The sequence below is a fragment of the Mesorhizobium vachelliae genome, from assembly GCF_033977325.1.
Taxonomy (GTDB): Bacteria; Pseudomonadota; Alphaproteobacteria; order Rhizobiales; family Rhizobiaceae; genus Mesorhizobium; species Mesorhizobium vachelliae.
The window spans coordinates 275,624-288,316 of sequence record NZ_JAVIIR010000009.1; the positions used below are offsets into that span (position 1 = coordinate 275,624).

The 12,693-nt window shown below is 64.0% G+C and carries 12 protein-coding genes; 3 read left to right on the plus strand and 9 right to left on the minus strand.

From position 1 onward, the window contains the following. Positions 1 to 10: 10 nt before the first annotated feature. Entirely contained in the window at positions 11 to 1,057 is a 1,047-nt protein-coding gene (locus RFM41_RS20580) for an NAD(P)-dependent alcohol dehydrogenase (protein ID WP_320250224.1), read from the plus strand. Between the two features lie 2 nt (positions 1,058 to 1,059). Next, positions 1,060 to 2,145, plus strand: a complete 1,086-nt coding sequence (locus tag RFM41_RS20585; RefSeq protein ID WP_320250222.1) for an ABC transporter ATP-binding protein — start codon at positions 1,060 to 1,062, stop codon at positions 2,143 to 2,145. A gap of 17 nt (positions 2,146 to 2,162) precedes the next feature. Here RFM41_RS20585 and RFM41_RS20590 read toward each other — a convergent pair whose 3' ends face one another. From RFM41_RS20590 to gcvA, 9 genes are all read right to left on the minus strand, one after another. Continuing rightward, positions 2,163 to 3,749, minus strand: a complete 1,587-nt coding sequence (locus RFM41_RS20590; protein ID WP_320250220.1) for an FGGY-family carbohydrate kinase — start codon at positions 3,747 to 3,749, stop codon at positions 2,163 to 2,165. Beyond that, positions 3,746 to 4,429, minus strand: a complete 684-nt coding sequence (locus tag RFM41_RS20595) for an HAD family hydrolase (protein WP_320250218.1) — start codon at positions 4,427 to 4,429, stop codon at positions 3,746 to 3,748. The genes RFM41_RS20590 and RFM41_RS20595 overlap by 4 nt, the downstream gene beginning before the upstream one ends. A 22-nt stretch (positions 4,430 to 4,451) precedes the next feature. Beyond that, on the minus strand, positions 4,452 to 5,930 hold the full coding sequence (locus tag RFM41_RS20600) for a mannitol dehydrogenase family protein (protein WP_320250216.1): 1,479 nt from the start codon (positions 5,928 to 5,930) through the stop codon (positions 4,452 to 4,454). Positions 5,931 to 6,095: 165 nt separating this feature from the next. Further along, complete coding sequence (locus RFM41_RS20605; protein WP_320250215.1) at positions 6,096 to 6,866, minus strand: L-iditol 2-dehydrogenase; 771 nt, start codon at positions 6,864 to 6,866, stop codon at positions 6,096 to 6,098. 10 nt (positions 6,867 to 6,876) lie between these two features. After that, complete coding sequence (locus RFM41_RS20610; protein WP_320250214.1) at positions 6,877 to 7,881, minus strand: ABC transporter ATP-binding protein; 1,005 nt, start codon at positions 7,879 to 7,881, stop codon at positions 6,877 to 6,879. 46 nt (positions 7,882 to 7,927) lie between these two features. Continuing rightward, positions 7,928 to 8,752, minus strand: a complete 825-nt coding sequence (locus tag RFM41_RS20615; protein ID WP_320250212.1) for a carbohydrate ABC transporter permease — start codon at positions 8,750 to 8,752, stop codon at positions 7,928 to 7,930. A 10-nt stretch (positions 8,753 to 8,762) separates the two neighbouring features. Further along, positions 8,763 to 9,635, minus strand: a complete 873-nt coding sequence (locus RFM41_RS20620; RefSeq protein ID WP_320250211.1) for a carbohydrate ABC transporter permease — start codon at positions 9,633 to 9,635, stop codon at positions 8,763 to 8,765. Positions 9,636 to 9,778: 143 nt separating this feature from the next. Then, positions 9,779 to 11,089, minus strand: coding sequence for an ABC transporter substrate-binding protein (locus RFM41_RS20625; protein ID WP_320250210.1), 1,311 nt, complete (start codon positions 11,087 to 11,089; stop codon positions 9,779 to 9,781). A 277-nt stretch (positions 11,090 to 11,366) separates the two neighbouring features. Next, positions 11,367 to 12,275 (minus strand): transcriptional regulator GcvA, encoded by a 909-nt coding sequence (gene gcvA / locus RFM41_RS20630; RefSeq protein WP_320250209.1) that lies wholly within the window; start codon positions 12,273 to 12,275, stop codon positions 11,367 to 11,369. 212 nt (positions 12,276 to 12,487) lie between these two features. Between gcvA and RFM41_RS20635 the strand changes: the two genes are divergently transcribed. Further along, positions 12,488 to 12,673 (plus strand): hypothetical protein, encoded by a 186-nt coding sequence (locus tag RFM41_RS20635; RefSeq protein WP_320250208.1) that lies wholly within the window; start codon positions 12,488 to 12,490, stop codon positions 12,671 to 12,673. Positions 12,674 to 12,693: the final 20 nt, after the last annotated feature.

Here is a 12,693-nt window from a genome sequence, read left to right on the forward strand (position 1 = left end):
AGGATATTCGATGCGGGCACTGGTGCTTGAGAAAAAAGGCGAACTGTCGCTGCGCGAGATCGCGTTGCCGCAAGACGTCGGACCGGACGACGTCAGGATCGCCATCCACACGGTCGGCGTCTGCGGCAGCGACGTGCACTATTACACGCATGGCGCCATCGGCAGCTATATCGTGCGCCAGCCGATGGTGCTCGGCCATGAGGCCGCGGGCACGATCGTCCAGGTCGGCGCCAATGTCACGAACCTGAAGATCGGCGACCGCGTCTGCATGGAACCCGGCGTGCCGAACCTTTCCTCGCGCGCGACGAAGCTCGGCATCTACAATGTCGACCCGGACGTCCGCTTCTGGGCGACGCCGCCGGTGCATGGCGTGCTCGCGCCCTATGCCGTGCATCCGGCCGCCTTCACCTACAAGCTTCCGGACAATGTCTCCTTCGCCGAGGGCGCGATGGTTGAGCCCTTCGCCATCGGCATGCAGGCGGCGGCGCGCGCCCGCATCGTGCCGGGCGACGTCGCCGTCGTCGTCGGCTGCGGCCCGATCGGCATCATGATCGCGCTCGCGGCGCTGGCGGGCGGCTGCTCCAAGGTGCTGATCTCCGATTTCTCCGCCCCGAAGCTGGAGATCGCCGCGCAATACGCCGGAATCGAGCCGGTCGATATCGGCAAGCAATCGCTGGTCGATGCGGTGCGAGCTGCGACCGACAATTGGGGCGCCGATATCGTGTTCGAGGCGAGCGGCAGCCCGAAGGCCTTCGCGAACCTGTTCGACATCGTGCGGCCGGGCGGCGCGGTGGTGCTGGTCGGCCTGCCGGTGGAAACGGTCGAGCTCAACGTGCCGGCGGCGATCTCCAAGGAAGTGCGCATCGAGACCGTGTTCCGCTATGCCAACATCTTCGACCGCGCCCTGCAGCTCATCGCCTCCGGCAAGGTCGACCTCAAGCCGCTGATCACCGGCACCTATGATTTTTCCGAGAGCATCAAGGCGTTCGAGCGCGCCGCGCAAGGCAAGCCGCAGGACGTCAAGCTGCAGATCCTGCTGACCGGCGAGAAGGGATAAAGATGTCCGCGATCGTTTGCTCCCATGTCGACAAGGCCTACGGCTCCACGACCGTTATCCGCGATCTCAACCTCGCGATCGAGGAGCATGAGTTCGTCGTGTTCCTCGGCCCGTCCGGCTGCGGCAAGTCCACGCTGCTGAGGATGCTGGCGGGACTGGAGGACATCAGCGGCGGCGAGGTGTCGATCGGCGGCAAGGTGGTGAACGATCTCGAGCCGGGCGACCGCGGCATCGCCATGGTGTTCCAGAACTATGCGCTCTATCCGCACATGAAGATCTTCGACAACATCGCCTTCGGATTGAAGCGGCAGAAGGTGCCGGCGGCCGAGATCAGGAAGCGGGTGGAGGCGGTCTCCAAAACACTCGGCCTCGAACCCTATCTCGGCCGCAAGCCGACCGAGTTGTCCGGCGGCCAGCAGCAGCGCGTGGCGATCGCGCGCGCCATGATCAAGACGCCGAAAGTTTTTCTCTTCGACGAGCCGCTCTCCAATCTCGACGCCAAGCTGCGCAACCATATGCGCGTCGAGATCGCCAGGCTGCACCAGTCGCTGAAGACCACCACCGTCTATGTCACGCACGACCAGCTCGAAGCGATGACTTTGGCCGACCGCATCGTGCTTCTGAAGGACGGCGTGATCGAGCAGATCGGCTCGCCGGCCGAAATCTATCGGCGCCCCGACAACCAGTTCGTGGCTGGCTTCATCGGCACGCCGAACATGAATTTCATCGAGGCCACGGTCGGCACGAAAGGGGATGGCTGGACACTGACCGGCGCAGGGACGGTGCTGTCGCTGGAAGGCAGCGGCTTCCATCTGCAGCATGGCGATCGCGTGGTGCTCGGCATCCGGCCTCCGGATCTGAAGACGGCCGAAGCCGGCACGGGAAACCTTTTGCAAGGCACCGCCGACCTCATCGAATTCCACGGCAATGACGCGCTGGTAACGTTCGGCTCGGGCGGCAAGGAGATCAGCGCGCTCGTGCCGGCCCGCGAATGCCCGGAATTGCGCGCGCCGGTGCGCTACAGCTTCGATGAGGAGAGCATCCATCTGTTCGACGCGGGGACCGGCAAGTCGCTGCGCCGGCAATAAGACGGCGAGAGAACGCTCTACCCAATCGCGTCGAGCGCCTGCCGATGGCGGTGCATTTCGAGGAAGATCCGGTAGTCGCGGTCGAAGCGGGCGCCGGCTTCCTTGTTGGGCGCGCGCGTCCGGCCGCCCTGCTGCATGGCGACACAGGCGGCGTTGAGGTCGGGATAGAGCCCGGCGGCGGTCGCCGCCACCATGCCGGTGCCGAGCAGGACCGCCTCGTCGGCCAGCGGCTCGACCACCGTGCAGCCGGTGGCGTCGGCGTAGAGCTCCATCAAAAGCGGGTTCTTGGTGTGGCCGCCGGTGACATGCAGCGTGTCGATCAGATAGCCGTTCTCGTTCAGCGCCTCGAGCACATGGCGCACGCCGAGCGCGATGCCGACAGCGGTGCGCCAGTAGAGCTTGCACAGGCTGTCGAAGGAGGAATCGAGCGTCAGGCCGCTGATGACGCCGACGGCATGCGGGTCGGCGAGCGGCGAGCGGTTGCCGTGGAAATCCGGCAGCACATGCAGCCTTGCGGCCAGCGCATCGCCGTCCTCGACGCGCAGCTCGGCGACGCGCCTGGCGATCTTCATATGCATGGCCGCGTCCGGCTCGCCGCCGGCGCCATGCCAGCGGATGATGTGATCGAGCAGCGCGCCGGTGGCCGACTGGCCGCCTTCCGACAGCCATAGCGTCGGCAATGCCGCACCGTAATACGGCCCCCACACCCCGGCGAAGGGCTGCGGGTCGAGCGACATCGCCATGACGCAGGACGATGTGCCGGCAATCAGCGCCAGATGCCGGCTGATGTTCTTCTCGTCGCCGGCAAAGCCGCCCAGCACGCCCAGCGCGCCGGCATAGGCATCGATGACACCGGCTCCGACCCGGCATTTCTCGGTCAGGCCGAGCTCGGCGGCGGCTTTTGCCTTCAGCGGGCCGATATCGGCGCCGACCGGGCTAGCCTTTTCCGGCAAATTGCCATGCTCGAAGAGATCGCTAAGGCCGACGAGATCGAAGAAATCGCGCCGCCAGCTTTTTTCCTCATGCGCGAGATAGGTCCACTTCGCCGTCAGCGTGCATTGCGAGCGGGCGAGCGAGCCCGATGCCTTCCAGGTCAGGAAATCGGCAAGGTCGAATAGATAGCCGGCTTCATTCCATGCGTTCGGCAGATGACGCTTCAGCCACATCAGCTTCGGCGTTTCCATCTCAGGCGACATCACGCCGCCGATATAATCCAGCACGGTGTGACCGCTCGCCGTGCATTCATCAGCCTCGGCGATGGCGCGATGATCGAGCCACACAAGCGTGTCCCAGCGCTTCTCGCCGGTGACCGAAACGCTGATCTGATCGCCCTGCCTGTCGCGCGCGACCAGCGAGCAGGTGGCGTCGAAAGAGATGCCCGCGATATCGCCGGCGGCGACGCCGGATTTGTCGAGAGCCGACCGCACGGATTTGCACACCGCCGACCAGATATCTTCCGAATCATGCTCGGCATGATCGGGCTTGGGCTGGTGCATGGCGATCGGATGATCGGCGCGGCCGAGCAGGTTGCCTTCAGAGTCGAGAATGCCCGCGCGAGCGCTCCCGGTGCCGACATCGACCGCGCAAACGAAAGTCTTCGTCAAGATGCTTTTTCTCTCGCTCCCAGGCCTGCAATCAGATCGGGCAATTGCAGCATGTCAGCGAATATAAAGTCAGGCTCCGTCGACGCAAGCCGCGCCTTGAGGGCCGGATTGGACGCATGCGAGCCGCCGGTGAAGGCAAAAACGCGCATGCCCGCCGCGCGGGCCGCGGCAACGCCGGCGGGGCTATCCTCGATGACCAGGCAGTTGCGCGGATGCGCCTGCATGGCTGCGGCGGCGTGCAGGAACAGATCTGGCGCCGGCTTGCCGCGCTTGACCATGGTGGCGCTGAAGAGATGCGGGTCCAGCAAGGGAAGCAGGCCGGTGACGTCGAGGGCGTAGCGGATGCGCTCCAGCGTGCCGGACGAGGCGACGCAGCAAGGCAGGCCGAGCTTCGGCAGCACGTCCTTGATGCCTGGGATCGGCTTCAATTCCTCGCGGAATTTGCGCATCAGGTCGACGCGCATCGCGGTCAGATGCTGGTCGCTGATCTCAAGCCCGAACTCTTGGCCGAGGATCTCGCGCACGCTTTTCATGCTCTTGCCGAGGAAATGCTCGTAGGCGGCGTCCTCGCTCACCGTGCCGCCGGCGAGCTCGATCATGCCGAGCAGCGCCGAGACCGAAAGCGCCTCGCTGTCGACCAGGACGCCGTCACAGTCGAAGATGACCAGCTCAGGCGTCATGGCGGATGCTTCCAGTCGAGCGTCAAAGCTTTCCGGCGAGATAGCGCGTCAGGGTTTCGCGCGCGCCGTCCGCCCACAGCACCTTCAAGGCGTGGGCGAAGGCCTCGGCAAAGACGGGCGAGCGGCCGACATCGCCATAGATGTCCTCCATCGCCAGCCAGGCCTTCGGATCGTCCTTAGCCGCCTTGGCGGTCGCCTGCATGCGGTCCCAGCTTGGGTCGTTCGGCTCGATGACGGCGCCGCTGTCGGTGGTGCCGAAACAGTAGCGGCACCAGAGCGCCGATTCCAGCGCAAGACCGGCGACGCCCTTGCCTGCCTTCAGCCGGTCGGCGATCGTCGGGATGATGAATTTCGGCTGGCGGTTGGAGCCGTCGAGGCAAAGCCGGCGGATGGTGTCGCCGATCTTGGGATTGGAGAAGCGGCGCTCGATGAGCTGGTAGTAGTCCTCCAGATCGGTGTTGGGCACGGGCGGCACGGTCGGGATGATCTCGTCATGCTCGAGCTTCGAGAGGAAGGCGCGCACCAGCGGCTCCTGCATGCCTTCATGGACGAAATGGATGTCCATCAGCCCGGCTGGATAGGCGATCGTGGCGTGGCCGCCATTGAGGATGCGTATCTTCATCAGCTCGTAAGGCGAGACATCCTTGACGAATTGCACGCCGACCTTCTCCAGCGCCGGGCGGCCGGCGGTGAAATGGTCCTCCAGCACCCATTGCTTGAACGGCTCGCAGAACACCGGCCAATTGTCCTCCAGGCCGAAATCGTCGGCGAGGATCTTGCGCTCGCGGTCGCTGGTGGCCGGCGTGATGCGGTCGACCATGCCATTCGGAAAGGCGACCTGGTCCTCCACCCATTTGGCAAGGTCCTCGTCGATCAGCCGGGCGAGGCCGATCACGCCGTCGGAGGTGACATGGCCGTTGTGGGGGATGTTGTCGCAGGACATGACGGTGAACGGCACGATGCCGTCGGCGCGCCGGCGCAGCAGGCCGGCAAGGATGATGCCGAACACGGTCTTAGGCGTAGCACCCGGCTGCGCGTCGGCGACGATGTCGGGATGGGCCGGGTTGAACTTGCCGGAAGCCGGATCGATGAAATAGCCGCCCTCGGTGATGGTCAGCGAGACGATCTTGATCGCCGGATCGGCAAGCCGCTCAATGATGGCGGCCGCATCGCCGGGCGTGAGGAAATCGATCATGGCGCCGGTGACGCGGGCGCTCATATGGCCCTGGTCCTGCTCGACCACTGTGGTCAGCCAGTCCTGCTCCTGCAGCTTGGCGCGGCCGATCTTCTCGCCCTCGAACACGCCGGCGCCGATCAGCGCCCAGTCATGACCCTCGCCGGTGCCGAACAGGTCGTCGAGATAGACCGCCTGGTGCGAGCGGTGGAAGTTGCCGACGCCGAAATGGACGATGCCGGCCTTCAAGGCGGAGCGGTCATATTTCGGGCCGGCGACCTTTGCCAGCAGCCTGGCGAGGTTGGAGGAGGAGAGTTTCACGGTCATCTCATTTACCCTTTGGCCGATCTGCAGCCCGACTGTTTGCGCCTCCTTCGGGAGAGCGAGGATGAGGGGCAACACCTGGTGTTCCAGTATGCCGCCCCTCACCTGCCCCGCGGCGTCTTCTCCGGAGGAAAGAAGAGAAGCGCCTTCCCCCTCAACCCATCCCCGTCAACTCATCCATTGTCCGCCATCGACATTGTAGGTCTGGGCGACAATGTATTCGGCCTCGTCGCTGGCGAGGAAAACCGCCATGCCGGCGAGATCCTCGGGCTTGCCCATGCGTCCGTAAGGCACGCCTTCGCCAACCAATCGCTTCTTCTCGCCCTTCGGCCGGTTCTCATATTTGGCGAAGAGCGCATCGACCTGGTCCCACATGTCGCTGTCGACGACGCCCGGCGCGATGCCGTTGACGTTGATGCGATGCTTGATGAGGTCGAGCCCGGCCGATTGCGTCAGCGAGATGACGGCGGCCTTGGTGGCGCAGTAGACCGCGACCAGCGGCTCGCCGCGCCGGCCGGCCTGGCTCGCCATGTTGATGATCCTGCCGCCCTTGCCACGCGCGATCATCGAACGGGCGGCCGCCTGCAGCATGAAGAGCGTGCCGGCGACGTTGACCGCGAACAGCTTTTCGTAGCTCGCCTTGGTTATCTCGACGATCGGCGCGAGGTCGAAGATCGCCGCGTTGTTGACCAGCACGTCGACACCACCGGCCTTCGCCTCGACCGTCTTCACCGCCGCCTCGATCGAGGATTGGTCGGTGACGTCGAGCCGGACAGCGTAAGCGGCGGAACCGATGGCTTTGGCCGTCGCTTGCGCCGCTTCCAGGTCGATGTCGGCGATCGCCACCGTCGCGCCTTCGCGCGCATAGGCCTCGGCGAAGGCTCTGCCGATGCCGCGTGCCGATCCGGTGATCAGCGCCGATTTGCCTTTCAGCCTCACCGTCCCGTCCTCACTGGGCCAGCGCCTTGCCGTCGGCGCCGAAGCGATGGAGCTTGGTCTTGTCCGGCGTCAGGTAGACGGTATCGCCATGCTTGACCGCCACCTCGCCGTCGGCGCGGACATTGATCGTGCCGATGCCGTCCGTCTGGACATGCAGGAACGTGTCGGAGCCGAGATGCTCGGCAACGCCCACCGTCGCCTTCCAGTCGCCGGCCGAGGTCGAGATGTTCAGATGCTCTGGCCGGATGCCGATGGTCTTGGCGCCGTATTTCTCCGCCGGCGCGCCTTCGATCATGTTCATCTTGGGCGAGCCGATGAAGCCGGCGACGAACAGGTTCTTCGGCGTCTTGTAGAGTTCCATCGGCGAGCCGACCTGCTCGATGTTGCCGGCATTGAGCACGACGATCTTGTCGGCCATGGTCATGGCCTCGACCTGGTCGTGAGTGACGTAGATCATCGTCGTCTTCAGCTGATGGTGCAGCTCGCTGATCTCGAGCCGCATGGTGCCGCGAAGGGCCGCGTCGAGGTTGGACAGCGGCTCGTCGAACAGGAAGGCCGAGGGCTGGCGCACGATGGCGCGGCCGATGGCGACGCGCTGGCGCTGGCCGCCGGAGAGCTGGCCGGGGCGGCGCTCGAGATAGTTGGTGAGGTTGAGCACACGCGCGGCGTCCTTCACCTTCTTGTCGATGGTCGCCTGATCCTCGCCGGCCATCTTCAGCGGGAAGGCGATGTTCTTGGCGACCGTCATATGCGGGTAGAGCGCGTAGGACTGGAACACCATGGCGAGCTTGCGCTTGGCCGGGGCCTCGCGGGTGACGTCACGGCCATCGATCAAGATGGTGCCGCCGCTTGTGTCCTCCAATCCGGCAATCAACCGAAGCAGGGTCGACTTGCCGCAACCCGAGGGACCGACGAACACCACGAACTCGCCGTCCTCGATGTTGAGGTCGATGTTCGGAATGATCGTCGTCGACCCGAAGGACTTGGAGACGTTCTTGAGCGTGATGTTTCCCATGGTTTCCTCCCGGGGATGGTCTTCGTCGTCCGCCGCTTGGGCGCTCTTACTTCACGGCGCCAAAGGTGAGGCCGCGCACCAGCTGCTTCTGGCTGAACCAGCCCATGATCAAGATCGGCGCGATCGCCAGCGTCGAGGCCGCCGACAGCTTTGCCCAGAACAGGCCCTGCGGACTGGAGAAGGAGCTGATGAAGGCCGTCAGCGGCGCCGCATTGGTGGTGGTGAGCCGGATGGTCCAGAACGCCTCGTTCCAGGCCAGGATGATGTTCAGGAGCATGGTCGAGGCGATGCCGGGAACCGCCATCGGCGTCAGCACATAGATGATCTCGTTCCACAGCGAGGCGCCGTCCATGCGCGCCGCCTCCAGGATCTCGCCCGGAATCTCGCGGAAGTAGGTGTAGAGCATCCAGACGACGATCGGCAGGTTGATCAGCATCAGCATGACGGTGAGGCCGATGCGGCTGTCGAGCAGACCGGTGTCACGGAAGATCAGGTAGATCGGGAACAGCACCGCGACGGCCGGCATCATCTTGGTGGAGAGCATCCACATCAGGATGTCCTTGGTGCGCTTGGTCGGCGAGAACGCCATCGACCAGGCGGCCGGGATGGCGACCAGCAACGCCAGGATGGTCGAGCCGACCGACAGGATCACCGAGTTCAGGAAGAACTTGAAATAGCCGCTCTGCGCCTGCACCTCGGCATAGCTCTCTGTCGTGCCCGACGGGATCAGGTTGAAGCCCTGGATCGCCTCCTGCTCCGACTTGAACGAGGTGATGATCGTATAAAGGATCGGAAAGAAGATCAGCAGGGCGACGATCCAGGCCGCGGCCGTGGCGATGGTCTTGTGCTGGGTGGTGACTGCGCGTGCCATCTTGTCCTCCCTATTTGTCCAGGTTCTTGCCGACGGCGCGCATGGCGAAGAAGGCAACGATGTTGGCGAGAATGACGGCGATCACGCCACCGGCGGATGCCTGACCGATTTTGAACTCCAGGAGCGCCTTCTGGTAGACGAGGAAGGGCAGGTTGGTGGAGGCATAGCCCGGGCCGCCATTGGTGGTGACCAGGATCTCGGCATAGATCGAGAGCAGGAAGATCGTCTGGATCAGGATGACGACGGTGATGGCGCGCGACATGTGCGGCAGCGTCAGATACCAGAAGCGGCTGAGGAAGCCGGCGCCATCCATCTCGGCCGCTTCCTTCTGCTCGCCGTCGAGCGACTGCAAAGAGGTGAGCAGGATCAGGGTCGCGAAGGGCAGCCATTGCCAGGCGACGATGAGGATGATGGCGGTCAGCGGATGCTGGCCGAACCAGTCGATCGGCTCGGCGCCGAAGAAGCGCGCGATATCGGCGAAGACGCCGTATTGCGGATGCATGATCATGTTCTTCCAGACAAGCGCCGCGACTGGCGGCATGACGAAGAACGGCGAGATGACCAGGATGCGCACGATGCCCTGGCCCCAGATCGGCTGATCGAGCAGCATCGCCAGAAGGATGCCACCGATCACGGTGATGACCAGCACGCTGACGACGATGATCAGCGTGTTGAGGATCGAGGAGAGGAAGGCCGGGTTGGAATAGAATAGCGCGTAGTTTGAGAAGCCGACGAAGCCGTCACGGATCGGGTTCAGCGGATTATACTGCTGGAACGAGAACCACAGCGTGAAGGCCAGCGGCACGATCATCCAGACGAACAGCAGGATCACCGATGGCGCCATCATGAAACGCGCAAGCGAACGGGTTTGCTGAGTAGCCATGACGGTCACCCTCCCAAAGTCAGCCGGATTTTCAATGTTGTGCCAGAATTTTCCCGATTTTGAAGGGTGGCCGCCCGAACTGGGTTTCGGGCGGCCACCTGCCGGTCATGATGCGCGACCGGCATTCGGCACCGGGAGGAGCCTTACTTGATGTAGCCGCCTTCGGTCATCGCCGCGGTGGCTGCGTCCTGGGCCTGCTTGAGCGCATCGTCGACGCTCGACTGGCCGGCAAGGGCGGCCGAGAAGAGCTGGCCGACGGTGGTGCCGAGGCCCTGGAATTCAGGAATGGCGACGAACTGCACGCCGACATAGGGCACCGGCTTGACGGTCGGATGCGTCGGGTCGGCGGCGTTGATGGAGTCCAGCGTCATCTTCGCGAAAGGCGCCGCCTTCTGGTACTCCGGATTGGCGTAGAGCGAAGAACGCGTGCCCGGAGGAACGTTGGCCCAGCCTTCCTTCGAGGCGACCAGCTCGGCATAGTGCTTGCTGGTTGCCCAGGAGACGAACTTCTCGGCGGCGTCGGCCTTCTGGGTGCCGGCGGGGATCGCCAGCGACCATGCCCACAGCCAGTTGCCGCGCTTGCCGAGGCCGTTGTCGGGCGCCAGCGCGTAGCCGACCTTGTCGGCGACCTTCGAGGCCTTCGGATCGGAGACGAAGGACGCCGCGACGGTGGCGTCGATCCACATGCCGCACTTGCCCTGCTGGAAGAGCGCCAGGTTCTCGTTGAAACCGTTGGAAGAAGCGCCTTCCGGACCGTCGGCCTTCATCAGGTCGACATAGAACTGCAGCGTCTTCTTCCACTCGGGCTGGTCGAATTGCGGCTTCCAGTTCTCGTCGAACCAGCGGGCGCCGAAGGAGTTCGACATGGCGGTGAGGAAGGCCATGTTCTCGCCCCAGCCGGCCTTGCCGCGCAGGCAGACGCCGTTCACGCCATTGGCACGGTCGGTCATCTTGTCGGCGGCTTGCTTGATGAAGTCCCAGGTCGGCGCGTCGGGCATCTTCAGGCCCGCCTTCTCCATCAGGTCCTTGCGGTACATGACGAAGGAGCTCTCGCCGTAGAAGGGCGCGGCATAGAGCTTGCCGTCGACGGACAGGCCGCCGGCGATGGCCGGGATGATGTCCTTGACGTCATAGTCGGCGCCGAGCTTGTCGAGCGGCAGGAGCCAGCTCTGCTTGGCCCAGATCGGAACCTCATAGGTGCCGATGGTCATGACGTCGTACTGGCCGCCCTTGGTGGCGATGTCGGTCGTGACGCGCTCGCGCAGAACGTTCTCTTCAAGAGTGACCCAGTTGAGCTGGATGTCGGGGTTTGCCTTGGTGAAGTCGTCCGTCAGCTTCTGCATGCGGACCATATCGCCATTGTTGACGGTGGCGATGGTGATGGATTCGGCGTGCGCGGCGAAAGCGAGGGCGCTGGCCGACAACAGGCCCAGGGTGAGCGTGCGAAGTTTCATCAAATTCCTCCCTTAAACCAAGATGAGCATTTGCCTTGGTTCTGAGCAATTACTCACTTACCGTGATTTATGTCAAGTCGGAATCTATGCTGCAGCGCAGCAGAAATGACGCAACGTGACCCTCGTCCGGCGACCTGGCCGACCTGCTGGAAGGGGAAGCTAAAGCGCGTCGCTATCTTTCAGATTCGCTCCATGCGCTTTAGTTTTTTGATTTACGCATGTCTTTATCCCGAAACCGGTTCCCACTTTCGGGAGACATGCGTTAGGGGTGGCCGGCCTACGGGCAGGCGATCTCGGCCAGGATCCAGTCGCGGAAGGCGCGGATTTTCGGCACGTTGCGGCGCGCGGTCGGATAGACCAGCCAATAGGCATGGCCGTCATCGCCCACCAGGTCGAAGGGCTGGACCAGGCGGCCGTCGGCGATCTCGTTCTTGAACAGGGCCCTGGTCAGGATCGCCACGCCATGGCCGGCCATCGCCGCGTTCGCCTCATAAGCCTGCGCGCCCATGCTGGAGCCCGGCCGCTTGGCGAGATCGTGCCCGGTCACGCCGGCGGCCTCAAACCATTGCGACCACCAGATGTCGCCGGGATCGAGGATCGGCAGGCGCAACAGGTCCGCCGGTTGCTTGACCCCGCCTATGCTCGCCGCGAGCTTGGGGCTCAGCATCGGCGTGAAATCGGCATCGAGCAACTTGTGCGCCTCCAGGCCCGGCCATTTGCCGCCGCCGGAGCGGATGGCGAGATCGACATCCTCGCGCGCGAAGTCGGTCAGGCGGCTCGACGTATCGAGCCGCACAGCAAGGGCGGGATGGGCAAGCTGGAACGCGCCCAGATGCTGCGCCAGCCAGTTCGAGGCGAAGGTCAGCACGGTGGTGACGCAGAGCAATCCGTCGGCGCCGCCGCGCGCCGCGGCATAGGCCTGGCCCAGGATGGAAAAGGCTTCGCTGACGGCGGGCGCCAGGCGCTGGCCGGGCTCGGTCAACTCGATCTGCTTCGGCCTGCGCAGGAACAACGGCGCGCCGATGCGCTCCTCCAGCAGCTTGATCTGGTAGCTCGCAGCCGCCTGGGTCATGCCCAGTTCCTGCGCCGCCCTGGTGAAGGACAGGTGCCTGGCCACCGCTTCGAACACCCGGATCGCCTGCAGCGGCGGCAGCGGCGCAAGCTGCGGAGAGCTGAGATCGGGCATAAGGCCTCCTTATGGGTCATGATCGAGGTTTAATTGGAAGCACGAACCGGCCACCCCGATATTTGGGGTCGACGATCAATCCAGTTCAAGCGTCAGAGCGCTTCACCGTTTCACGGAAACGGCAAACCGCTCTAACTCTTTGATTTTACGCAATTCCGGACGGAAAACCGCTCACACTTTTCCTGGAATTGCTCTAGCGAAGGCTGACGATCATGGTCACGGTTCAGGAAAAATTCGTTTCCACCCCGGCACACGGCTGGTTTTTCACGCTCATGCGGGAATTTGCAAGGTTTCCGCGTCGCAGGCGCGGCTATATCGATGTCCGGGAATTCTCCGAGCATCTGCAGCGCGACATGGGTTTCCTCGACGGCAACGACCCACGCGGGCGCTCGCAATAGCCGGCTCTTTTTATGGGCAG